We start from the raw sequence: 24,948 nt of genomic DNA on the forward strand, positions 1-24,948 counted from the left end.
GTTTTCCAATGAGTGAATGTTCCGGTGTTCCTGGTCAGTCCCACCAATCTACACCGACTCTATTCTCGCTGGAACCAATCTACAAGTTCACCATAGGCCACTTCGTCGCAGAAAACGGATTCCGCCACCTCACGAGCCGACTCCCGCATGATTTGAACCTTCTCGCGGTCAAGTGACATGGCAAAAATTGCCGGGACCATTTCGTTGATCGACCGGCATGTGAACACGGCGTCGCCAACTGCTGGAGGGATCGCGTGTTCACCACAGGAAGTTACGATCGATGGGACGCCATAGGCAAACGCTTCGCACGTCTTGATTTTCAACCCCGTCCCGAATTCGACTGGATTGAGTGCGACGTCGATCTGGTTGTAGAACTCAATCGGACTATCGATCTTCCCCAACAGTTTCACGCGAGGGTCCGTGGAAAGTTCAATCCACAACGACATGGACTCCTCGCCCGAGAATCTTGATTCTTCATGGAACATCAGCCAATCACAAATGCTCCCGGCAATTACCAACTGGATATCCGCGTTCTGATCTCTTAGTGGTTGCCATACTTTGCGAACGAACTTGATCAACGCGTGTCCATTGGAATGGTTTGACGAACCAAAGTAACCGATCGACAGCAGGGCATCGTTTGGCGGACGCGAGACAGGAGCATGTGTGCTGGTGATCGTGTCGAGCGAGTGGCCGACCGTCATCACGTCCGCATCCGGAGCCATCATCTGGAAGGTCGGCCGCTCGTGATCGATGATGGCCAGAGCTGCATCAAAGCGACGAAGCTCTTTCGATTCTTCTTCCGGGCTAATGTTGATCCAGTGAGTGAAACCAAATTGCTCGAACTGTTCCTGACGTGATGAGAGCACGTCGTGTGTGTCGACGACGCACCGAATGTCCGCTCGCTGATCCTCGGTTAACGCGTCCAGCAAATAGCTCATCGTCACGTACTGGCAAACGATCGCGTCAGGTCCAAAGGAATCGACGCATTCGGAAAATGCACTGATCGCCCACGGCCAACGGAAGTCGTGCAGTTCCATCGGTTGGTCGACTTTGGCCACGTTTTCCCGGCCTCGAAACGTTTGACGCACCAGATGAATCGTGCCATCCATGTGCCATTTGATCCGTTTGCGAACTCCGTCCGGAGCCCGATCGGAAGAGTGAAACTGGACGTCCAGCCCCAAATTGCTCGCCACAGCTTCGTCTTCGGTTGACGCAACGCCGATGAAGAAAGTCTGTACCTGGCAGGCTTTGTCGCCGAATGAATCGTTCGAGATCCCCAGCACCAGATGCAACATCCGCTGCTGAGCTCCCGTTTCGCAACGCCAGAACGGGACGTCAGTCGCCATCAGGATTTTGGTGCGGCTCATTGATATCTATGCAAAATAGCGGATGGCATTTTCGAAGATGGCAAGTCCATCACCTGATTCGGCAAGCCCTTCACGTGTCCAACGTGGATGATGAGTCGGATCGATGTGCCGTTCCGGGTGCGGCATCAAGCCAAAGATCCTTCCGGTGTCATCGCACAATCCGGCAAGGTCCAACGTCGAACCGTTTGGGTTCGCAGCAATCGATTCCGATTGAGATCCCTGGATGTAGCTGAGCGCGATCTGGTCGTTGGCCTGCAGCGAGTCGATCACAGCCTGGTCGCGGGCGACAAATTTCCCTTCGGCATGAGCGATTGGCAGATAGATCTGTTCGACGTCACGAAGAAAAACGCATCGGTTCGAGTTGGCTTTCAGTTCCACCCAGCGATCAATGAAACGGCCGCTGTCGTTCCAGGTCAAAGTCGCCGGCAAGCCCTGTTCGTCTTTGGGTAACAGAAATCCGGACTTGATCAGGATTTGAAAACCGTTGCAAATTCCGAGGATCAATTTTCCCGCATCGCGAAAGCTGGAAATCGCATCGAACAGACGTGACTCCATTTGCGACGCAAGGATTCTTCCCGCGGCGATGTCGTCGCCATAGCTGAATCCTCCAGGCAAGCACAGGATTTGATAGTCATTCATCATCGCGGGCCGTTCAACCAGTTCGTTAATGTGAACGTAGTCGCAATGACCGCCGGCGGTTTCGAATGCGAACCCGGTTTCCTGGTCGCAGTTCGTGCCTGGAGCGCGAAGAATCAGTGCTTTGACAGTAGACGTTGCTGTAGCCATGAGTTCAGTTTTTGGGTTTCGGTTTCGGCTTCTTCTTTTTCTTCTTCTTTGGCTTCGCAGGCGACGTTTTTTCCAGCACCGACAGCACCTCGCTGGCATCGATCAGCATGCGGCGATGGTCTTCGGTTTCGATCAACAGCTGTTCCGCAAGGATTTGCTGAGCAATGACTTTTGCTTTTCCCTGTCGCGTCACGATCCGCCATCCAACGTTCGGCATCGACTTTTGAATCTCGTCGTAGGTTTCGAACTCGTATCGCAAACAGCATTTCAGTCGCCCGCAGCGGCCGGAAATTTTCGTCGGATCCAGAGTCGCCTTTTGTAACTTGGCCATCTTCATTGAAACAGGGGGCATCTTGACCAAATGCGTGTTGCAGCAAACGGGCTTGCCACAGTCCCCATAGTCCGCCAGCAGTTTGGCCTCGTCCCGGACGCCGATCTGTCGCATCTCGATTCGCGTGCTCAGCATCGCAGCCAGCAATTTGACCAGTTCGCGAAAATCGACTCGTGCTTCGGCAAGGTAATAAATCACAACGCGTTGCCGACCAAGGATTTGCTCGACGTCGACCAGTTGCATCACCAAGCCAAGCTTTTCGATCTGTTTCTCGACGTCTTTCATCAGCTTTGCACGACCGGCTTCGTTGGCTGCCAAATCGTCCGCGTCCTGGTCGCCGAACTCGCGGAGAATTCTTCCAGACGGAGGATCGTCGAGATGCGACAACGCGTCGTCGGAGGCTTCGCAGAGAACCTGGCCAGATTCCGTACCGCGATCGGTTTTGACGATTACTTCCTGGCCGCGGCGATACGAGTCCGTGCTGCCGGCCTGCATCACGCCAAGGTTCCGCATCGATCCGTATCTGACGATATAGCTGGGCAAAGTAGGGCTTTCAGAGAGAGTGTGCGATTTCATTTTAGCCGAATGTTTGCCACTTTGAATCACCGGGCGATTGCTATTCGTGCCGAGATCGCGTTTCGCTAGTATTCGCGGGCCATAGTACCGATCGAACGGGAATTCCGGGAACGAATCGAATGAAAAATCTAGCTACAACGGGCGCAGTCTGCGCAATCTGCCTGCTCACAATTTGTGCCGCCGCCACGTTGACCTCCGGGTGCGCGAAAGAAAGCGGTTCGCCGTTCTCGCGATCTCGCGTCGATCTGAAAAAGCTGACTCCATTTGCTGCTGATGCAACACCGCAGGTTTCCAATGTTCCGCCGCCGCCAGCGGTCGATCCTCAAGCTCCTGATCGTTTCTTGGTTCGCTTCAAGACCACCAAAGGAGACTTCGTCGCGGAAGTCAATCGCGAGTGGTCGCCTCGCGGCGTGGACCGGTTTCACAACATGGTCAAAGTCGGCTATTTCAATGACATCGCCATCTTCCGCGCGGTGCCGAACTTTATGTTTCAGTTTGGCATCCACGGCAATCCGGCCGTGAACAAGGACTGGGCAGAAGCTCGCTTCAAAGACGATACGCCGGTTGGGGTTTCGAATCTGCCAGGCACGCTCTGTTTTGCCAAAACTGGCCAACCGAATTCACGATCCGTGCAGATGTTCGTCAACCTTGGCCAAAATGCTCCGCTCGATATTCAGGGATTCACGCCGTTCGCGAAAGTGATCGAAGGGATGGACGTTGTACGGGCAATCAACACCGAATACGGCGAAAACCCGAGCTCCGAAGATGTTCAGGGCAAGCTAAAACGTGAAGGCAATGATTATGTCCTGAAGCGATTCCCCAGAATTGATTTGATTCGAAGCGTAGAATTGATCCAGCCCACTGGATAGAATGGGCTGAGGAAGAATTGGGCAGGCATATGCACTCTACGGAGCAGAAAATGAATCAGAATCGAATTTCAAACTCTTGGTTGGCCGTTACGATCGCTGGCGTTATCGTCGCGATGGGTTGTGGGTTCTGGCTTGGCCAGTCCAGCCAACAAAACGCGATCAGCCAATCAACGCAATCCGATCTGCAGGCTCAATACGCGGAGATGCAAAAGACATTGCCGCTTCGATTGTCAGCGGATTCTGCTTCGGGCGGCAAGACGATTTCGATGGCGACTGGCACCATCACGGCAGACGTTGACGGTCTGTTCATTCTTGACCACCTGACCGGCGGACTTCAGTGCTGGTTGCTCAACTCAAGAACTGGAAACGTCGGCGGTATCTACGTCGCTGACGTCAATCTGGCTCTCGGACTCGACAAAGGTGATCCGGATTTCGTGATGACGACCGGAGACTTCTTCATTCGCGGCAACTCTGGTTCTCTGAAAGCCGCCAACACGGTTTGCTATGTTGGCGAAGGCAAATCTGGCAAAGTCGCCGGATTCAGTTTGGCTTACGATAAAGCCGGAATTCAGGCTGGGAAAGTGCAACGCGGCGAGCTGAATTTGGTTTGCGTCGGCCCGATTCGTCAAGCTGGCGCGATCCGCGAATAAGCCTGCCGAAACTTGCTTACATTCAACTGCCGTCGGGTTTGTCCCTGCGGCTTTTTCTATTTGACGACCATGCCGCAGCGACTCGAAGTAAGCTTCGTGCCGTCTGAAAACGTGACCTCCAGCGGTCGGTCGTGAAAGTTGTAGATTACGTAAGTTCTTCTGCCGTTACGGACAAACACATTGGCAAAAAGATAGTCCGCAGTGACCGAAGCGTCATTAGTGCCGATCTCATTCAACGTGTGGATCCAATGGTACATAAACGCATGAGAGTTCCCTCCTTCGAGGTGGCAATCCGGATTCGCGTTGATGAACATAGCCGCCGGTTCCGGGTCGTAGAGAGCTCCGAACATCACCAGCAGATCGCCCCAGCCCTTGTTTAGATCCGAACCGTTTTTTCGATCTCTCGCGACCGAATCATAGTTCTGTTTTACGTAGTCCGGGAATCGACCGAGGTAGACCGATGCCGGTGTGAACGGCAGCCAGTTGATTCCGTGAATCTTGTCCACGTCACCGGAAAACCACGTCGCAAACGCACCCTTTCCGCCCCACACCATGCCGATCGCCGTGTGCGGAAACGCTTTGGGAAAGTTGCTGCCGGACACGTCCAGCCAGTATTCTTCAACCGCTGTGCGTTCGGTGTTGAACAGAAACGCGCCGAGGTCACGCGTTCTGTCGTCACCCATGGCTTCTCCCCACAGCATCATTCCGTACCATGCGTTGAGCGATTCAGACGATGACTCCTGGTTGTTCCCGTCGCCAAATCGAGCGTGTCCGGACGCCCACGAATGCCCGGCGTACAAGTCAAAGCCACGTAGCTGGGGAAACCGTTCGGTCGCGGACGGAGCAGCGATGTCTTCGATCAACAGCTTGACCATCGGCGCCCATTTTCTGCCCCAAGCCTGATCGACGCGTGCGATTTCTGCCGCGGCTCGAATAAAGTATCCATAGTGGAAATGGTGATCGTTGAGTTCAACGTCGCTTCCGTAAGAAGGGCGGCTGCCGATCAAGGTGCCCCAGTTTTCGTCGTAGTAAAACAGCGTAGCCGTTTCACCTTCAGAGGCGACGAACCAATTTTCAAGTCGACGTTTGAGTTCGGCGATGAGCTTCTCTTGCCGTTCCGATTCGCCGAGCGATTCACAAATGCCGCTTAGCGACGCCAGTTTGCCGAGATGTTTGCCTTCCCAATACGTGTCCTTGAACTCGAGCGTCGGTTTGGCCAATTCCGCGTCGAGATAATCCAGCATTCGTTTTCGGTCAGGAATTCCCTGCGGTGGAAGCAACGGCAGCGTTCCCTGAATCGGAACTCGCGTGCTGAACGAAGTTCCCGCCCGCAGTTTCATCTCTCCTCGAACGGACTTGTAACTCTGACCTGTCAGCTCGTCACTCGAATACTTCCACTGATGCGGGTAGAGCGCCGTCAGCGTGTCGTCAGATTTCGCAGGCTCCTTCGGATCCGTTCTCAGGCTCAATTCGGTGACCAGATAGCCGTCCTCGAACCGAAAGTCAAAACTCGATTCGGTGACGTGGTTGTGAGCACAGCTGCGAAACTGCTCCAGCGTCTTGGTGTCCCGATCGGGCAACAGCGCGATCGAAAAATAGTCTTTCGTCGAATCCAGAACCATTGTGGAATCATTCTCGATCGACCAATGACTGCCGCGCGGTCCAAACAGGCCGTAATGATTCCCACGAACGGTGACGCCGACGGTGGCTGATTCCTCTCCGCCGTGCCAGACCTCAGGTTTGACCGCAAACTTCAGCCGAACCTTTCCTGAAACGCCGGAGCCGTAAACGAAAGGGCTGCCGTGCCCAAAGCTTGTTTTCAGATCCGCGTTTGGCGACGAAAAACGCGTCGTGATGAACCAGCCAGATGCCTTCTGCAATCGAGCGTCATCAAATGTTGCCCCAGCGATTCCGATCACGATATCGCCGTTGGGTGAAACGCCTTCGCCCATGATCGCGCTTTCGGCCGCGACGATCGCAGCTCCGGGATAGCTGATCGAAAGGCCGTCTTCGCACGCAACCATTCCCATCGGATGGGCAAACAGATTGTGTGAAAACCGTTCCCAGACCAGCGAGCTCCACCACTGATTCGTCGGTGTTGGGCCGTCGAGCGATTCGTCTTTGAAGATCTGCTGCTGCAGCGGTTTGCACGCTTCCGGTCGCACGGTCGTGAAGCTTCCGGGGCCCAGCGTGGTCTGAGCCAGCGTCGTGGTGGGAAGTATTGAGGTGCCGCTGAATGTTAGCGCCACGACTGTTAGCGCGAACAGAACCTTGGTTCTGAACCGCAGGAACGAAAGTTTGGAATCCATCTTGAAGCCTAAAACGGTAGCGGGAAGATGGGCCTAGCCTTCGATAACACGCGTACCTGGAAGCGAATCATGCCATCCCGAAGGACCGGAGCCTGTGTCGCCAAAGAAAAAGGAGAATGGCTCGAAAGGAATCATGCGACAGAAAGTTCGCCCCACAACCTGTAAGAATGTGGCCCGGCTTCCGTCTTCGCTGACGACTTTTGTGCCAAACAGCATCTTGCCGATCGTGCGTCCGCAAGTTGCTTCCAGCAAGATGTAATAGCCCAAGAAGAAAACCATCGAAAGAAGCAACGCGATCAAGGGCGCGATTTCTGGTGGTAACACAAATCCGCATCCCATTCCAATTGGAACGCCCAGCAGCTGCATGAACAAACCGTCGATAAAGTTGGTTCCGAATCGTTTTCCCAAGCTCGCGTTTCGCAGTCGCTTTCCGGATTGACCTTTGGGTTTCGATCCCGCGGCAGGCCCCTTGGGCAACGTTTGAATGTACGGATTGGAAACGACAGAAGCGTAGTCCGGGTCGAGGTCCGATTCTTCAGCGTTTTCATTTTCCTGACCACGCATTTGGCCGGGCATGCCGAATCCCGGATCCTGCACAACATGATTTCGTAGCGGATCGGGGCCGTTGTAAGCCGGCGCAGCGAACGGGTCTGCCTGTCGCTTGATCGCACCGATCCCCATTTTGTTCAGCTCTTGCGGATCTACCGACGCGGCTCTCTGAGCAGCCTGTGACGGAGTCGCAGCAGCGCCACTCGCGGCTCTGAAGGTGGCCGAAAACGGTTTGCCGCAGGACTTACATTTGATCTTCTTGCCTTGAAACTTCTCTGGCAAGTTGTAACGAGTTTGGCAGTTGGGACAGGCGACGATCAGCGACATTTCGATCTCTCGTGTGGCGTTTTAATTTTAATTCTACTCGGCGATCGAGGTCGCGTCCTGCGAATCGCGATGTGACTGGCCGGCGGGCTCCTTCGCTCAACGATTTTGACGCTTTTGCGGGCCAGAGCAACAGGCCGGTCAGCACAATGACGCGTTCAACGGTGAATCGAATCGATTCCTCCGATTGGCGAGGAAAGTCGCGTATTTTTGCAGGAAATGTCCGATTTGCCTATTAGAATTGGGTGATTCCAAGCTCTTGCCAACCCGTTGGACCACAGAAAGAAATTCGATGCACTTGCCGAGCGGACTTTCAACATCGATGACGCACCTACGAAACTTCTTTGCATTTGCTGCCTTGATCGCAGTCGTATTCGTACAAACTGAGTCTGTCGAGGCTCAGGAAGGCTTCCTGTCTGACGCCAACGCGGCTCGCGCAGGACTTAAAGTTGCCTGGTCTACCCAGGTGGAAATTTCTTCCAAAGCCAAACTTGTCGATTGGCAACTGGTCGTCGACGAAAATCAGGCCACGACTTACTACGTCATTTCCTATGGCTCTCGTAAAGAAGTCATCGCCGAAACTGATATAAGTGCGTTCGGCGTTCCGTACGGAATTGAGGGTGCGAAGCAGGCCGCGGAAGATCGCAAAGAAATCATTGAGTTCGCGCTTCGCAATGATGGCAAAGAAGACGTCAAAGTTGAAATCTCGGACTATTCGTTGCCACGTTCCACATTGTTTGCTCTGGGAGCCAGCGGACAGGTGATCTGTCTCGACGCGGATACCGGAGCGACTCGTTGGATTCAGCAGGTCGGAGATTTCCGGCTGCCCAGCATTGGCTTGGGGGCCAGCAAAACGCACGTCGCCGTCGCAAACGGCTCAACGGTCTACTGCCTGGATTTCGATACAGGCCGAATTCTCTTCAGCGGTCAATGCAAGAACGGGATCGATGCTTCGCCAGTCTGTTCGGAAGAGAACGTCTACGTTCCGCTCGTCAGCGGTCGGCTTCAGACGTTTCCAATCAAAGGCTTCGGAGTCGAAAGTTTCAACCTTGTCGCAGAAGGTGGGTCTCGTGCTCGTCCGCTGATTACCGAAAAACACGTTGTTTGGACGACCGAGAAAGGTCACATGAACGTGGCACCGCTAGGTTCACGTCGTACCGTTGAGTATCGATTGAAGACGAGTGCTCCGATTGTTTCGCAAGCTGCGGCTTCTGGCGGACGGCTGTTTGTTGGATCGCTGGACGGATTCGTCTACGGAGTCAATGAAACGACTGGCCAGCTCGATTGGGACGTTTCGACGGGTCAGGGAGTTCTCGGATCTCCTGTCCCGTTTGGTAACGAAGTCTATGTTGTGTCGCGAGCAAATGAGCTTTATAAGATCAACGCGGATTTGGGAACTTACCCTGAAGGCTGGCAGGTCCCAATCAGAGGCGTCAAACAGATCGCCGGCTTTGGTGTCGATACGCTGTACTGCATCAATATTCGCGGCCGCTTGATCGGAATCGATCGCAAAACGCGAGCCCTCACGAAATCGGTTGAAGGTGCGAGCGTTGAGTTGGTGATGCCCAACGGAATCACGGACCGCATGTTCTTTGCAACCAGCGGCGGTTTCATTCAATGCGTGCATGAAATTGGCAGTCTGCGTCCTCGATTCCTGGAAACGGATTTGGCTCTGGCCATGCAGGAAGACAAGACGAAGCCTCGTGAGGACGAATCGGCGATGGGCGAAGAAAATCCATTCGGTGATGATGCCGAAGACATGGATGACGACAACCCGTTCGGAGATGATTCGAATCCGTTTGGAGATGATGATTCAAGCGATGAATCGGACGAGAGCAATCCTTTCGGGGACGGCTAATCGCTGGCCGGAAGCATGGCATGGCGTCTGAAATCGTGGCATAAGTCCCTTGACGCGTGGCAGGCATTGGGAACAATCATCGCTTTCCCAACTTCACCCGGCCAAGCGATCAAGATATGGATTCCCCCGAGGTCAAACGCGCTCTCATCAGCGTCAGTAATAAACTTGGCATCGTCGATTTCGCCACTGGCTTGGTTGAAAAAGGCGTCGAAATCTACAGCACAGGCGGGACGCGACGCCATCTCGAACAGGCTGGCGTTAAAGTTCTTGATGTCTCGGAATACACCAAGTTTCCGGAGATGATGGATGGCCGCGTGAAGACGTTGCATCCAAAAATCTTTGCCGGAATTCTGGCGCGTCGAAATCGTGCCGACGATATGGAGTCGATGTCGGATCACGATATCGTTCCATTCGATATGGTTGTCGTGAATCTCTATCCGTTCGCAGCAACAATTGCCAACCCGAATGTTTTGGTTCACGAAGCCATTGAACAGATCGACATCGGCGGACCAAGCCTCATTCGTGCCGCTGCCAAGAACAGCGATTACGTCACAGTCGTGTCGAACCCTTACCAGTACGCAGAAGTTCTGGACGAGATCAACACTTCGGGCACGACTTCGGTTGGGCTGCGTCGGCGATTGATGGCTCAGGCCTTTCAGCATACGGCCAATTACGATTTGACGATCGCGGATTACTTCTCTGGCCAGACCGAAGGCGAGACGTTTCCTGCCACGATGACGGTCGTGCTGAACCGCCAATCGGTGCTTCGATACGGCGAGAATAGTCATCAGTCCGCGGCGTTGTACAGCAGCGAAAACAATCGCGAAGCTTCCTTGGTCAACTCGCGACAGATTCATGGCAAAGCACTTTCGTATAACAATCTGCTGGATCTCGATGCGGCGCTGAACATCGTCCGCGGTTTTGACAAAGCGGCTTGCAGTGTGATCAAGCACAACAATCCTTGCGGTGCCGCAATCGGCGATTCTTTGAAAGAAGCTTGCCAGAAAGGTTTCGCCGGCGATCCAGTCAGTGCGTTTGGCAGCGTCGTTGGAATGAATCAAATCGTTGACGGAGATACGGCCAGCTATCTTGCGGAAGGCGATTTGTTCGTCGAAGCAATCGTGGCCCCTGGCTTTGACGACGATGCACTGGAAATTCTGGTAACCAAACCAAAATGGAAAAAGAACGTGCGACTGTTGAAAGTCGGTGAACTGGATCCTCAACGTGGCAGCTGGGAGATGCGTCAGCTGGTTGGCGGCGTGCTGGTGCAAGATGCGGATGTGTTGATCGATGATCCGGAAACGTGGAAAGTCGTTACCGATGTTGAGCCGGACGAATCGCTGATGGAAGAGCTTGCGTTTGGCTGGTCGATGGTTCGCTACGTGAAATCCAATGCGATTACGCTGTCAAAAGACTGTGCTCTGGTCGGCGTCGGCGCTGGCCAAATGAGCCGCGTCGATTCGGTGAGGATCGCGATTCGAAAAGCCGGAGAAGAACGTGCTCAGGGTTCGGTGCTTGCATCGGATGCTTTCTTCCCATTCGCAGATTCGATCCCGTTGGCTGCTGAGGCTGGTGTTTCGGCAATTATTCAACCGGGCGGAAGCATGCGAGATCAGGAAGTCATCGATGCCTGTAACGAGCACGGAATTCCAATGGTGTTCGCCGGCAAACGTCACTTCCGACACTAAATCGTCCGTCAGCTGAGGCACGGCGGCAATTCTCACGTCCGCGGTTGCGATTCCATATTTGGCACGGTCGTTTCAATTGTGAAATGCGTTTAACTGTGCCGCATGCGTCATCGCGGCATGCGACGTTCCAACCGGTTGACGTGGATTGCCAGTCACGAGAGACTTGATTCCAAACAGCCCAAGCCATTTTTCGAATTGCACGCTATGGAACTTACCGAAATCTTTGCACAGCTTTCTCGTTGGGCACACATTATCGCAGCCATCGTGCTCACCGGCGGAACTCTTTTCATGAGATTCGCTCTGGTCCCTGCGATGTTGGAAACTTCGGCAAGCGAAGAAGTTCAACAAGCCGTTCGCAAGCGGTGGATGAAGTGGGTTGCCGGTGCAGCGCTTTTCCTGTTAGTCAGTGGATTTTACAACGCCTACCTGAAAGCAATCGGCTTCGAACTTTCGCCAATCTACAACGGGTTTCTAGGCGCCAAAATCCTGCTGGGTTTCTTCGCGTTCTGGCTTTCGGCAACTCTGGTCGGTCGCAGCGAACGAGCAAAACGATTCCGCGAACGGGAAATTTTCTGGCTCAATATTTTGACCTCTGTCGTGCTGGTGATCGTGTTGATGGCCGGATTCATGAAAATGGACTCCACCGATTACGTGAAAAAAGTGAAGTCCGAACCCGTCACGGTCGTGGAAGAATAGACAGCTATTCAGACATGCTCTCCACGATCTCTTTCGTGATCTCGGTGAGCTGTTTTTGCTTCGCGGTCAAGCGCCGCAGTGCCGATCGAATATCTGGGTTGTCCGTTGGGCCGATCGGATCGTTGGGATCATCGAGCATCTTCGCGTATCGGGTATGCCGCCGGTAAATTCGATCCTGAAGCGCACGCAGCATCTTGATTTCGGCGATTTTGCCGACCAGCGAAGAATCTCCCGGCTGTCCGCTGCCTGGTTGCCCTTTCCCCTGATTCTTTCGTTTGGCTTCGTTCTCTTTTTGAGCCTGAGCCAGGGCTTCGATCAGGTTCCCCAAAGTCTCGATGACGTCGTTCTCAATTTCGATCGTCATTTCGCCAACTTTCGATGCAGACAATCGCGATGCGACCTGTTCCATGTCCAGTTTCATCTCCTCCACGGTCTGTGGAAACGCAATCGACGATCCGTCTTCTCGCAGCAATAACAACGCTCGCGACGCTTCGGTGGCGATCGAGCGTTGTTCAGCAGAGAGCTTGCCAGCTTTGATTTCAAAATCAGCCAGTCGCTGTTCCGGCACGACCGCGTTGAGCGATTTCGTTTGATCCCGGACCTTGATCTCACGCTCCATCATTTTTCGGAAACGACCTTCGAGCATCGAAAGTGAACGCTCGACCTCCTCTTCACGAAGCTGTCGGAGAATCTCTTCGAGTTCTTTCTTGGCTGCCTCAAGTTCACGAATCGCTTCGTTCATGTCCTTGATCGATTCATCGCGTTTCGCCTGATCCAGTTTCTTCTTGGCCGCCCGCATCCGCTTTTCCGCTGCCGCAACGCGTCGACGAACCGGATTCATTTCCTGTTCCGCCGATTTCTGTTCCGCATCGTTTTCGGATGATCCAGCGTCGGACGGATTTCCCTCCTGAGGCTGAGGCTGACCCTTCGCATTGCCCTGCTCCTTCCCCTTTCCCTTCCGGTCAGCATCCTCATTCCCTTTGCCGCCGTCGTTTGGCCGCTTACCTTTCGCTCCCTCGCTGTCACTCGAATCGCTCTCAGGGGAATCCGATTCATCCGCTGAGCGTTCTTCGTTTTCACGAATCTTTTCGTCGAGTTTTTTCGCACGCTCAGCAGCCTGTTTCTGAGACTTCGAAATGCGAGGCGTGTCGCCTTTGCCTTCTGTCTCGCCACGTAAAGACTTCTGGATCCGCAGCAATCGTTCGACTTCTTTCAAATACTCCTGATTTCGTTTTAACTCATCCTGAATCCGCTTGCCGCGATCTTCGCTCTGCAACAGCGTCAGCAAACCCTTCAAGTCATCCAGCACTTTCTTCTGACTGACTTCTGCATCCCTAAGGTCACCCGTGCTCAGCATCGCCAGAATACGCTTCATCCCCTCGGTCGTACCCTGTTCCTGTGAAAGCTCATAGGCTCGCCGCAACAGCTTGGCTCGAGCCGGATTGTTGTCGATCTCAAAATCGCGTAACGCCAGAAACTTCTGTTCCAACTCTGCGTAGCTGCCGAGAATCCGTTGCTGCTGGTCCTCGATCGATTCGTCTTTTTTTGCCTTGGCGACCGCCGGAGCATCTTCAGCCGGTGTATCTTTGTCCTGCCATGCAGCGGAAGCAATGCTCGCTAGATACGCTACGGCAAACGTGACAAAGATCGTGACAAAGAATTTGCGGGCAGGATGTGTCATCAGTCCAGCAGTCCCTCAAAGGCATCTTTCTGACGTTTCTCCCGAGTACGCTTCATCAAGGCTTCCTGTTCTGTGATCATCCGTCGCACGATTTCCAACAGCTCGTTTTGCGATTCGTACTTTACCAGTTCAGCCAGCACCGCGTCGATTTCCTTGAGCACCGCATCGGTTTCCAGCAGCCCGCGATCGACCAAATCGCTGGCGTCGGATTCGGATTGCTCGTCGCTGATCCCCTGATCAATCTGCTTTAGCACGGTTTCCAACTCGTCGATCGTGTCCGACAAAACTGAGAGTGCTCCCGTCGGAATGGCTCTCAGCGGAGCAATGATTTTGCCAGCAAGGCGCTCTTTGCGATCCTCAGCATCGACTCGGTTGTTAATCAGTTGCAAGCGAAGATTGTCGAACGCTTCGGCAATACCGCGAATCTCCTGAGCCGACTTTATCGACTGCAATTTTGACCGCTGGGAAAACACAATTCGCATCGCCTGTTTCCGAGACGCGACGTTGCCATCGCCGGGTTCACGATCACCCGGTTCGCTGTCATCTGGATCTTCGAAATCAGCCTGTTTCCGCGTTCGCGAAAGATAGCCACGGATATCGGTGACTTCCTCGAAAACCTGTTCCAGTCGCCGCCGCTGCGAAACTTCGATCCGCTCCAGCATTCGCAACAAATGATTTGCCGAGACAATTTCCAGCGAATAGCGATCTCCTACGCCGACGTTCGGCGACTGTCCGTTGAGTGAGTAGAAATCTTTCGCTTTGATGATGATGTCCAACTCCGATCCGTCGTCAACCGTCAGGCTCAGCCCTGCACGAACCAGTTCAGCCATGTCGATCGATGATTCCAGCTTCCCACCTTCGCCAGTCGGCATGACAGCCGGCGGAAGTTTTCGCTCAGCGGTCGCCAGTTCAACCCACGTTTCCTGAACACGATAGTCGTCCACAATTTGGCCTTCGAAAGACAACATGGCGTCGGGAGTAATCGCAGTGCCAATTCCGACCAGTCGCGCCACGACGTCGGGAGCTTCATCAGAGATCGGTTCGACCGACACGCTGTGCGGACTGTCAGAAACCAGATTGTCCGAGTCGACAAAGTAAAACTGCAGGTTCACCGGTTCGCCAATTGGCGGCACGTTGAATCGAAAGTCTGTTCCATCGACATCGCCTTGCTGCATCGTAGAAGTCGTCGCGTTCCAAACGTAGACTTTCTTGAGCGGTTTGGTTGCGACGCCATTGACGCTGAACGAAGTGCCAACAGGCAAAGAAGCGCGACCTGTCCAGCGAACCGTCCGTGGCGTCCACGAAAGCGAGTCGTTGCTGGAAAGGTATTCCGGATAGACGCAATCCAGGCTGGTTTCGGTGACAATCGCCTGGTCCACAATTTCAATTCGATAGGGGCCATCGCGAAAGTCGTCGCCACGGATCGTGAACTCAATGTCGGACAAAACACTTTCTAACGGCGAACCATTCAGCGACCAGGTTTGCCAACCGTCCCGTGGGTTTCCGATCCGATTCAGCGCTTGCGTTCCGCTCTCTCCATCGGCAGTGCGAAAGTACATCAGGCAGCTCGACGGCAGACGCCGCCACGGAATTAGCGAATTGCTGTCCTCGGCCCGAACGGTCAGCATCAACGACGAACCTCGCGGGATTCGAAATGATCTGTTGACCGGCGATAGAGTTTGTCCAAGCTCATCGATCCCCGGAACCGGATTCTCCGTCTTGATCTTTAGTCCCGACAGCTCCAAATAGACTCGCCGCGGCCACGGCTGGTCTTCGAGCATGTAGATTCGCTGTACGGCCAAACGAAGGTTGTCGAAGTTGAGAACTCCCAAGCCGATCACCGACGCGACCAACAGGCCGGCCAGAATTGCAGTGGTACGCAAAAACCGAAAGCCCACAATTTCTCCGGGATCGACTTGCTCGACCAGCGATTCGGCTTTCGCCTGCGTCATCTCCAGCATCGTTGCGTCGATTGGGACGTCTGCTCGATTCGCAGCCTCGTGGTGGTTAACCGTCGTGACGAGCGATTCTTCGAACTGCGGGTGTTTCTTCTCGATCAACAACGCAAGACTGTGGTTCTTCATCGAGACGAAAAATCGTCGGCCGATGTATCGATACAGTTGCACGACCGCCAATGTGATGACGATCGCCAGCAGCGATGCTCTGGCCAATGAAGACAATTCTGGAAAGCCGAATTTGACCGGAACGTAATCCATCGCGAACGTCAGCCAGAAGCAAATCAATATGACGACGATGATGGCAAGGATGCCTTCGACCAAAACGATCAGGCGAATCCGACGCCGTAGCTTTCCCAGCATCCGCGCGATCGGCGGCGAGGCAGTTTTGAGTGTTTTGCGAGGCGAGGGCAGGGGAGTGCGGTGGGCTACGATTATTGTCTGGAAAGCTACAGTTTACCCTTGCTCGTCACCGTTCGCATCCGATCACGATTCGTTTTCTTCGGTCGCTCTGAAAGTTCTGCCCCTTGGGTTCAGGGATGGCCAGCCGCTATTGGCTCAACGCGGCTAAGCATAAGCGGCAACGCACGAGCCGCCGTTAAAAGCGCAACGGAACGGCGGCTAAAGCCTCGCCGCTCACATGTACCAACAGTGCCTGGGATTCGTCACCTTCGGTCTTGGGCGCGTCACCTTCGGTCTTGGGCGCGTCACCTTCGGGTTTGGGCGCGTCACCTTCGGTTTTGGACGCGTCGCCTTCGGGTTTAGGAGTCGTGTCTTCAGTCGTTGGACTCTCACCTTCGGTCCCGGATGGCGATTCGACTTCGGCTTCGACTTCGGCCGGTGGGTCAGGCTTCTTCTGCGAAGTTTTATCAGCTTCGGGAATTTCTGCTTTCTCCGATTTGGCATCTGCAGGCTTCTCCGTTGCAGAATCATCCACCGAAGGTTTCTCTTCGGCTTCAACCGGTGCAGGATCGGTTTCCGAATCGGAACTCGTGTCAGGTTTCTGCATCGTCGGATCTTCGAAGGTGTTCACGCCCGCGGGCATTTCGGGGAAAGAAATTCCTGATGGTGGCGGTGTCGCCGGAACGCCCATGTCAGGCTTCGGCTCTGCCGGTTTCACCAGATCTGCACGGGTGGATTGAATTGTGTTCAAGTTCTCAGCCGAAATTACGTAGTACCAACTTCCGAATCGCTGGTTCAGTTCGTCCTCCAGTTCCTTGCCCTCTTCGATCTTCATTTCAAACGACTCTGTATCCTGCTTGAAGCGAGTCAAATTCGTTTCGTGTTCCTCTTTCGCGGTCTCATATGCTTTCATCGCTTCTTCATAGGCCACGAAAGCCGGATCGCGATCATTGGTCGATTCGGAATCCGACTCTGAGTCTTCAGCCTCGGAATCTTGAGCCTCGGACTCTTCTGTCGAATCGGAGTCCACATCGGAGTCGCCATCGGGTTGGTCAACAGTCGCAGGCTCATAACCCTCGGGCTTCGCAGGTTCCTCAGGAAGCTTTGGCTCTTCCGGTCGGTCGCCAAGCAGTGCTTCGTCGAATGTTACACGAACGTAGACAAAGCGATTGGATTCTTCGGCATCGTCTGATGCTGCGTCTTCTGTCGAATCGGATTCTTCATCCGAGCTCCTGGCTTTCGTCGAGCCAATTTCAATCGCCTCGTCATCGCCAGCAACTTCGCCACCGATGTGCAAACGATAACGCAGCCCTTTTGACGTACCGAATTCAAGTTCGCCATTTTCGGAAACGAGTTTCAACTGTTCTTGCGTGCCACCGAAGTTAAAACCTTTGTCCATCAAGTCGTCCTGCAACTGACGATACGCATTGGTCGCTTTTTCACGGTCGGCTTTAAGTTCGGGGATGTCCGCAACCGTCAACTCGGGAGTCAAAAGTTGCTTGCCCTCGAATTTAAATTTGGGCCGCACGCCGACGATCCTCATCTCATCCAAAACGCCAAGAATTTCGTTGACGCGATCAGTTTGAAGCTCCTCCTCGGTATCGCTCATCCCTTCCAACGCCCACTTGTCCGCGGGACTTGGTCGCTTCAGCGTGACTTGGTCGCCCTGATCTTTAAACAGTTCTTTCATACCGAACGGACCGGCACCGCGTTCTTCAATTTGATAATTGTTGATCGAAACTTCAGTCACATCGGGACGGCTAATTCGCAGCAAATCCGGATCGATCCAGTCTGAAAATCGAGTCGACAAATCGAGATCCAGGGAAACGCGAAAGGTCTGCGTTTCGTCCGCCCGGCGAATGTAAAATTCTTTGGACTGCTGTTCGAGGGCAAACTCATTGCCGTCTCGCGTCGGTACAGTCTCTTCAATTTCTTTCCCGATGATAAAGTCGACCAGTGGATCGCCGTTCTCATCGTCCAGCGTGATTCGCTTGCCCGCCGTTTCCGGATCTTCGATTTCGTCAGCCAATGGATCGACCACACCGAATTTTTCGAAGTCGCTTTCGCTGCTGCCGACCCGCGCCTGCCGATCCAGTCCAAGGACCGAAGCCGAAGTTTGTGCAATCCGTGCCGCGGCTTCCGCCGGATAGTCGTAGTGTGTCGGAATTCGCCACAGGTCTCCATCGCTCTCGACGCCAAACCGTTTAAGCGCACCGGTTTCCGGATCGATCGCCGAAACTTCCAGCGAACGAGCCGATTCAGTGGACGTGAAATCTGGATAGAACGGCTGCCCCAGATTCTCAACGGACTCCGCCGATCCTGGCTGATTGATCCAGGCGTTCCCCAATGCCGCCAGCCCCAAAACGGCAGCGGTCACCACAAAACAGACTGTTTTTGTAGATTCTTGCATCGTTATTTGACTCTTCGATTCGGGTTAATATTCTTCTGTTCGTTTGCGACGCGGAACCACAAAACCATCACGCCCAGCATCAACGCGGGCAGCGGTGCCACCAACGCTGTCAACGCACGGATACGAAACTTGCGGCCTTCGATCAGCTGCTTTTCTTCCGCCTCAAGCCTGGTCACATCCTGCTTCAGATTTCGAGTCAGCCTGTTTTGCTTGACGTCAAACTGCCGCTGAACATCGGTCGCACGCTGGCTCGTTTTCTGAAGTTTTTCCAGGAAGCCTAACGACTCGTTGCCCTGGATTTCTTTGGTCGCCAGATTCAGTTTCTCCTGGGCCGCATCGAGTTCATCCTGGACTTCTTTTTCGATCTCCTGCTGTTTCTCCAAACGCTGCTCGCGGAACTCCTTGAAGATCGATTCAAGTTGGACCAACGTTCGAGGACGCTGTCGACGATTGCGAAGTTCGACAAATTCATCCGCACCGCCGAGGACTTCGATCGAATTCAAGAGGAAGCCGAGGTTATCGAGCTTCTGGTCAACCTGCTCGTTCAGTGCGTCCTCCTGCTGCCAAGCCAGATCCGAAACGAAGTCCAGATCCGTAATAATGATCACGTCCAGGCCATTGTCCGAATCTTCTTTCGAACTCACACGAGCCGCAACGCAGTAGTCCTGCGCGTCAATCATCGTGCGAGGCGTCGGGTTGAGCACCATCAACAGGTCGTTCGTGATCTGGCTTCGCGCGGGTTCTTCCCGAACCGTAAGCTCGCCAGTCCGAGGGTTCAGCATCTGCACTTTTTGTTTTGGCGTCATCGTCAGTTCGTCCCACTCGGTGCGGCCGGAGGCAACGCCAGCCGTCGCCAATGAAGTGAACGAATACTTTGAACCGGAAGCCTCCATCACATAGCCAGGATAGAACATCAGCAATTCCTGCAGACCCGCCGACACAGGATCGTCCGGATTGAAAGCGTCGTCTCCGTCGCGCCCTTTAATGAACATCAACGCCTTGTCGTACTCACCATAGTATGTCGGCCATTTTTGACCGAGGTAAGCCGGCCACATCGCGGTGAAGCCGGGATGCGGGTCTTCCATGTTCCAAACCGAAGTCCCGTTTTCCCATTGCACGCCAAGGGCAGAGAATAGCGTCGATGCCGTGCCACCGTCAGCCTTGGGAAGGGTCGAGCTCGTCAAGATCTCTGCGTAAGGCGAATCGCCTGGCACGCGAGTCATACGAGGCGCGTTGAGAATGCCAAGGTTTGTCGGGTTTTGAAACGCCCAGAAGAAAGGCAACGGATCCGCCAGGATAACCGCCGGGTTTCCGGCTTCGAGATACTTGACCAACGCTGCCATCGAAGGCGCGTCCAGACTCGCCGGGTCCGCGACCAGCAAAACGTCAGGTGCTTCCCGGACTTTCTTTTCCGGTTTCGATTCGTCAAGCTCGCCCGGATTGGCGTCGTCTGCGTCGGCTTCAGTTTCCGAAGAAGCATCGGCTGGCTCGTCCTCGGAAGGCAAAAACGAATCGAGTTCGTTGCCGCTGACAAACTTGACCTTGAACTGCTGCTTGAGCACTTCCATCGTTTCGTTGTACGACCAGGGAACGCGACGGCCTTGAAACATTGGCCCGCCAAAATGAGCGTCGGTGTCGAGGATGCCCAGCGTCAGCTTGTTTCCTTTGTCGATCGTCGTATAGATCGCGTGGCTCAGTTCGTACTCAATCGATTTGTTCGAATCCAGAAACGGCAACGTCGTTTCGCCCGCCGGACTGGAAACGCGAGCACCCAAGTAAACGTCGCGCTGAACCGTGATGCCGTCTTCTTCCGAACGATCTTCGCGGCCTTCGAGGCCCAGTTTCTGAGCTTCGATCTCCAGTTTGCTCTTCGGAGTCACGTTGTGCACTTCGACTTTCACGTTGCTGCCACCGAAGCTGTCGTACTGACGCAACATCCCCAACAAGCTCTTTTTTACATTGGTGTACTTTTGCGGAATGTCTTCGCTCACGTATGCCTGAATGGTGATCTCGCGGTCCGAATCCTTCACCTGTTTCAGCGTGTCAAGCGTTGCCGGATTAAGCGTAAACAGCTTCTCCTGCGTCAGGTCCAGTTGCGCCCGCGAGGTCCACGGAGACGTATCAACGATGTGGAAAATCGAGAACACGGCCACGGCAAGTGCGATCGCTCGAATGACAAACTGCCATCCAACGTTGCCCGCCGTGCCACGATTCCAGTGACGCCGACTGATCACGACCATGTTCAGATACAACATCACGATTGAGAGGCCGACGTAATACACGATCGATACGAGCGAAATCTGTCCGATCGAAAAATCCTGCAAGTGCCAACCGATGCTGTAGCGGTTCAAGCCAAGGCTGTCGCCCAGTTGGCTGCACAGGACCGGAACGGCGCAAAATGCAGCGCCCAAAATAAAAGCAACCGTTGTGCTGCCGGTTAGTGAAGAAGCAAACATGCCGACCGAAATCAGAGCCGCTCCGCTGAGCCAGTATCCAAAATAGGTCGTGCCAATGATGCCCCAATCCGGATCGCCGAGTGCTCCCAACGCCATCAACTGAGTCGTCGAAAACAGCAGCGCGACGGTATAAACCGCGACGGCGGCAAGGTACTTTCCCAACATCACGTCGAAGTCTGACGCCGGTAGCGTGAACAAAATCGCATCGGTTCCCTGCCGCTTTTCATCTGCCCACAACGGCATCGTGATTGCCGGAATGAACAGCAGCAAAAGTTCAGGATAGAAATTGCTCAGCTGGTCGAGGTTAGCAAGATTGTCAGCAAAAAACTGCGGACGAAACGCCAACAACGCACAGACCGTTACAAAGGCAACGATAAACAAATATCCCAGCACGCCCGTGAAGTACTGCTTCAGGTTGCGCCAGAAAACTGCGGATACAACATGCCATCGAAACATGCTCGGAGGTGCTCCGTGAGAGGAAGAATGATTCAGAATCAAAAAAAACTTGTCGAAGAAAACTGTCGCTACGCCGTCTGGAAGTTGGTCAGTTCGTGAAAACGATTCGACATCGTTTCACGCTGGCTCATATCATCAATCGGACCGTCGAAAACAATTCGGCCCTGATCGATCAGGATGACCCGGCTGCATAAAGTTTCCACTTCCTGCAACACGTGAGTCGAAAGCAAAACCGTTTTGGATTGACCAAGTTCAAGGATCAGCTTTCTGATTCCAACCAGTTGATTGGGATCAAGTCCACTGGTGGGTTCGTCCAGAATCAACACATCGGGATCATGCAGCAACGCCTGAGCCATCCCGACTCGCTGACGAAATCCACGAGACAATTTGCTGATCGGCTTGTTCCAGACTTCTTCCAGATTGCACTTTTCCGCCACGAACTCCATTCGGTTCTTCCGGTCGGCACGACCAAGCCCTCGCGCCCGACCCAGATACTTGAGCGCACCCTTGGGAGTCATTTCATCGTACAGCGGTCCATTTTCTGGCAGATAACCGATGTGCTTGGAAGCCTCGATGCGTTCGGTCTGCATGCTTTTACCAGCAATGTGCACCGAGCCTTTTGTCGGCGACAGATAGCCCGTCAGCATTTTCATCGTCGTCGATTTTCCTGCTCCGTTCGGACCCAGAAAAGCACAAACCTGCTGGCGAGGAACGGAGAAGGAGACATCGTTGACGGCTGCAAATGGACCATAGAACTTGCAAAGTGAGTCAGCCTGGATCAAGGCTTCCGATTCAGCTGGCGTCGTTGAATGGGTTGACATGATTGGGTCTTAAAAAAGGAGTCACTTTTAAATACAAGCCCATAATGTATCCAAACAGGCGGCCACGTTTCAACAGGGCTGCGGAAATTAGACGACGGCTCAACGGCACGAAAGAACCTGGCGGCGGCACCTTGACCGGATGGATCGGTCGCGTTTCGCGTTGAGCGTTGCTGTTTGAGCAATGAAGCCGCGAGCAGATCAGCAAGTTGCGGCCACTACCTCGAATCCAGGCAGATGGCTTATTTCGGACGCTGCCCGAAATTTTAAAGCCAGGTCGCATCAAATTGCTGCCAGCGTGGCAAGGAGAAAGGCTAGGCGAACTCAAGTGGCGTGTCAGATTGCTGCTGTCGCAACAGCAACTCCATGCACTCTTTGGCAGGCAGCGGACGGCTTCCGAGGAAGCCCTGGAAGAACTCACAGTCGTGCATGTGGAGAAACTCAAGCTGCTCTTTGGTTTCCACGCCTTCGGCCAGGACCTCCATTCCCAAACTCAAACCAAGGACAACGATACTGCTGGCAATCGTGCCATCGTCATGATGTGGAATGTCTTTGACGAAAGCCTGGTCGATTTTGAGTTGATCAATTGGGAAGTTTTTCAGATACGCCAATGACGAGTATCCCGTCCCGAAGTCATCGATGCTGATCATGCAACCGACGGACTTGAGTTTCTTCAGCGTCGCCGCCGTGTGTGTCACGTCAGAGATGATGGCTCCTTCGGTGATTTCCAGATCAACGTTCTCCGGGCAAACGCCATGTCGATTCAGGGTGTCGACAACGCGATCATAAAAGTCAGGGTCGCGGAACTGGACTGGTGAAATATTGACGGCAACCCGAGTATCGAATCCGGCGTCCTGCCATTCCTTCATCTGCTGGAACGCCTGATCCAGAATCCACTGGCCGGTTTCAATGATCCGCCCTGAACTTTCAAGAACAGGAATGAAGTCTGCGGGAGAAACAACTTTTCCGTTGTGGTTCCAGCGAATCAACGCTTCGAAGCCGATCACTTTGCGGTTTTGAATTTGGTACTGCGGCTGGAAAACGAGAGAAAATTCGTCGCGATCAGCGGCTTCAGATAGTTGGCTTTCGACTTTCTTTCGATGGATTAATTCTTCGGTCATCGATGGATGGTAAACCGAGACGTCTTTGGAACTGAACTTGGCGTCATACATCGCGGTGTCGGCGAAAGTGAAAAGCTCATCCGCTGAACGCGAGTCGTCGGGACAGGCGCTGATCCCGATGCTCGCACCGACTTGCATCTTCGTATTTTCAAAGTGCATTGGCTCGCGGATCAAGTCAACGATTTTCTGGCTGAGCGTCGCAACGTGATCGATCGATTCTGCGCTGCGAACGATCACCGTGAATTCGTCGCCACCAAGTCGCGACACGACGTCTTTTTCGGTGACCAAGCTGCTGATTCGTTTCGCGGTTTCGATCAGGACCAAATCGCCGATCGCGTGACCAAGCGTATCATTGATTTCTTTGAAGCCGTCCATGTCGAGGACGATCAGAGCGAGCTGTTCCTGTTGGTGCATCGCGTTTTCGATCATGGTTTCCAGCTGGTTGCGGAACCAAAGTCGATTCGACAATCCGGTCAGTGGATCTATGATCGCAAGCTGATTGAGCTCTTCAGCTTTTCTGGACAGTCGCTGCGTCGTCTCCCAGAGTCGCGTTTCGTCCCGGATCACGCCGAACACGGCTTCGACGTTTCCGTTCGGTCCCAGCTCGGAAAAACCGCGACACGTGATATGCCGCTCGCCGTCGTCCTGGACGAATGACAGTTCCAGCGAAAACGAAGATTCTGCGACCGAAGCTTTCTTCAGTGCCGCTCGCAACTCGTCCTGGCCCGGCGAATCAAAACGCTTTAGCAGTGTATCGAGGTGATCCAGTTCAGGTAAGTGACAGATTCGTTTGAGTTCGTCGGAGAAAACCGTTTCGCCGCTTTGTAGATTCAATCTCCAGTGGCCGATCGACGCTGTTTCTTCCGCCAGCCTCAGCATACGCGACTTTTCGTGATCAAGATCCGCCAACCGTTGGAGCTGGGCTGTCCGTCGCACGAAGCTGCGTTCTGCGTGTTCACAGATCCAGAGAATGGTGGCGGCAAAAGCGATCGCGCTGACGAGGTGATCGAGCGAATTGCCCAGCGTCAGTTGACCGTCTGCGACGACGGGAGAGTATAGCGATATGAAAATCGCGACGATCGTAAGTGAAAACCAACGCAACGCGGCTTTCATTCCCAGCAGCTGGACCGCCATCAGGCAAATCAACGCAAAATGGAATTCGATCGTTGATTCGCGATATTCGCTACAAGCCGAAACGAACAACAGACCTACATAGTTCGTCGCCAGGAACAGGTTGATCGTCGTCAGTCGTTTGAGCCAACGCATGCGTTCGACGAACGCGAGCAAAAGAATAGTTCCCATCACCGAGAATGGAACTGCCGCGACGATGATGCCGCGTTTCCAAAAAATGAAGGAACTCGCGAATCCCCAAAGCAATCCGACGACGCACAGATAGGTTGAAAGAGCCAGCACGCGTTCATGCAGGATCGAACCGAGAACCTTGTCATCGAAGGACTTGTCGACAGGGAGCGCGTTCGAGTCAGTTTTCGGTTGGTCGAAAAGTCGATACATGAAAGCTCGGGCAAAGGGAAGCTCCCGAAAGGTACGACGCACACGGTAAAAAGCGAATCTGAGTCACCGTCACGATGCGTTAATTACGTACTCTTGCCCGGAAATTCCGATTTTGACGGCTGCAAAGGACTGCA

16 protein-coding genes are annotated in these 24,948 nt (G+C 53.8%); 5 read left to right on the plus strand and 11 right to left on the minus strand.

The genetic code is table 11. The features are described from left to right. Window positions 1–59: 59 nt before the first annotated feature. The 3 genes from MFFC18_RS11185 to MFFC18_RS11195 are packed head-to-tail and all read right to left on the minus strand — an operon-like array spanning window position 60 to window position 3,027. Window positions 60–1,367, minus strand: coding sequence for a glycosyltransferase (locus tag MFFC18_RS11185; protein WP_075086465.1), 1,308 nt, complete (start codon window positions 1,365–1,367; stop codon window positions 60–62). Between the two features lie 6 nt (window positions 1,368–1,373). Beyond that, a complete protein-coding gene (gene purQ / locus MFFC18_RS11190) occupies window positions 1,374–2,153 on the minus strand; it encodes a phosphoribosylformylglycinamidine synthase I (protein ID WP_075086464.1) in 780 nt (259 codons plus the stop codon). A 4-nt stretch (window positions 2,154–2,157) separates the two neighbouring features. Then, complete coding sequence (locus MFFC18_RS11195; protein WP_238381349.1) at window positions 2,158–3,027, minus strand: PSP1 domain-containing protein; 870 nt, start codon at window positions 3,025–3,027, stop codon at window positions 2,158–2,160. Window positions 3,028–3,179: 152 nt separating this feature from the next. On the opposite strand from MFFC18_RS11195, the gene MFFC18_RS11200 reads away from it, so the two are divergent. Further along, entirely contained in the window at window positions 3,180–3,929 is a 750-nt protein-coding gene (locus MFFC18_RS11200; protein ID WP_084417435.1) for a peptidylprolyl isomerase, read from the plus strand. A gap of 50 nt (window positions 3,930–3,979) precedes the next feature. Then, on the plus strand, window positions 3,980–4,579 hold the full coding sequence (locus MFFC18_RS11205) for a hypothetical protein (protein WP_075086462.1): 600 nt from the start codon (window positions 3,980–3,982) through the stop codon (window positions 4,577–4,579). Between the two features lie 56 nt (window positions 4,580–4,635). On the opposite strand, the gene MFFC18_RS11210 is transcribed toward MFFC18_RS11205, so the two are convergent. Together MFFC18_RS11210 and MFFC18_RS11215 are read right to left on the minus strand one after the other, a co-directional pair. Further along, window positions 4,636–6,888, minus strand: coding sequence for a glycosyl hydrolase (locus tag MFFC18_RS11210; protein WP_075086461.1), 2,253 nt, complete (start codon window positions 6,886–6,888; stop codon window positions 4,636–4,638). Between the two features lie 33 nt (window positions 6,889–6,921). Beyond that, the gene (locus MFFC18_RS11215) at window positions 6,922–7,764 is read right to left on the minus strand and encodes an RDD family protein (RefSeq protein WP_075086460.1); all 843 of its coding nucleotides are present in this window, start codon (window positions 7,762–7,764) and stop codon (window positions 6,922–6,924) included. Between the two features lie 289 nt (window positions 7,765–8,053). Here MFFC18_RS11215 and MFFC18_RS11220 point away from each other — a divergent pair, with 289 nt between their 5' ends. The 3 genes from MFFC18_RS11220 to MFFC18_RS11230 all read left to right on the plus strand — a co-directional run bounded on the left by MFFC18_RS11220 (window position 8,054) and on the right by MFFC18_RS11230 (window position 12,003). Further along, window positions 8,054–9,619 (plus strand): outer membrane protein assembly factor BamB family protein, encoded by a 1,566-nt coding sequence (locus MFFC18_RS11220; protein WP_148618815.1) that lies wholly within the window; start codon window positions 8,054–8,056, stop codon window positions 9,617–9,619. Between the two features lie 116 nt (window positions 9,620–9,735). After that, window positions 9,736–11,307, plus strand: coding sequence for a bifunctional phosphoribosylaminoimidazolecarboxamide formyltransferase/IMP cyclohydrolase (gene purH / locus MFFC18_RS11225; protein WP_075086458.1), 1,572 nt, complete (start codon window positions 9,736–9,738; stop codon window positions 11,305–11,307). Window positions 11,308–11,511: 204 nt separating this feature from the next. After that, window positions 11,512–12,003 carry a hypothetical protein gene (locus tag MFFC18_RS11230; RefSeq protein WP_148618816.1) on the plus strand — a complete coding sequence of 164 codons (492 nt, stop codon included), beginning with the start codon at window positions 11,512–11,514 and terminating at the stop codon, window positions 12,001–12,003. Window positions 12,004–12,007: 4 nt separating this feature from the next. Here the strand turns inward: MFFC18_RS11230 and MFFC18_RS11235 are convergent, their stop codons facing one another. From MFFC18_RS11235 to MFFC18_RS11260, 6 genes are all read right to left on the minus strand, one after another. Continuing rightward, on the minus strand, window positions 12,008–13,684 hold the full coding sequence (locus tag MFFC18_RS11235) for a hypothetical protein (RefSeq protein ID WP_075086456.1): 1,677 nt from the start codon (window positions 13,682–13,684) through the stop codon (window positions 12,008–12,010). Next, window positions 13,684–16,002 (minus strand): hypothetical protein, encoded by a 2,319-nt coding sequence (locus tag MFFC18_RS11240; protein WP_075086455.1) that lies wholly within the window; start codon window positions 16,000–16,002, stop codon window positions 13,684–13,686. The genes MFFC18_RS11235 and MFFC18_RS11240 overlap by 1 nt, the downstream gene beginning before the upstream one ends. A 235-nt stretch (window positions 16,003–16,237) precedes the next feature. Further along, window positions 16,238–18,451: a DUF4340 domain-containing protein gene (locus MFFC18_RS11245; RefSeq protein ID WP_075086454.1), complete on the minus strand. Its 2,214-nt coding sequence runs from the start codon at window positions 18,449–18,451 to the stop codon at window positions 16,238–16,240. 2 nt (window positions 18,452–18,453) lie between these two features. Next, window positions 18,454–21,363, minus strand: coding sequence for a DUF7088 domain-containing protein (locus MFFC18_RS11250; protein ID WP_075086453.1), 2,910 nt, complete (start codon window positions 21,361–21,363; stop codon window positions 18,454–18,456). A gap of 68 nt (window positions 21,364–21,431) precedes the next feature. Beyond that, complete coding sequence (locus MFFC18_RS11255) at window positions 21,432–22,184, minus strand: ABC transporter ATP-binding protein (protein ID WP_075086452.1); 753 nt, start codon at window positions 22,182–22,184, stop codon at window positions 21,432–21,434. A 311-nt stretch (window positions 22,185–22,495) separates the two neighbouring features. After that, a complete protein-coding gene (locus MFFC18_RS11260; RefSeq protein WP_075086451.1) occupies window positions 22,496–24,814 on the minus strand; it encodes a putative bifunctional diguanylate cyclase/phosphodiesterase in 2,319 nt (772 codons plus the stop codon). Between the last annotated feature and the right edge of the window lie 134 nt (window positions 24,815–24,948).

Source organism: Mariniblastus fucicola (assembly GCF_008087665.1).
In the GTDB taxonomy this organism is placed as follows: Bacteria; Planctomycetota; Planctomycetia; order Pirellulales; family Pirellulaceae; genus Mariniblastus; species Mariniblastus fucicola.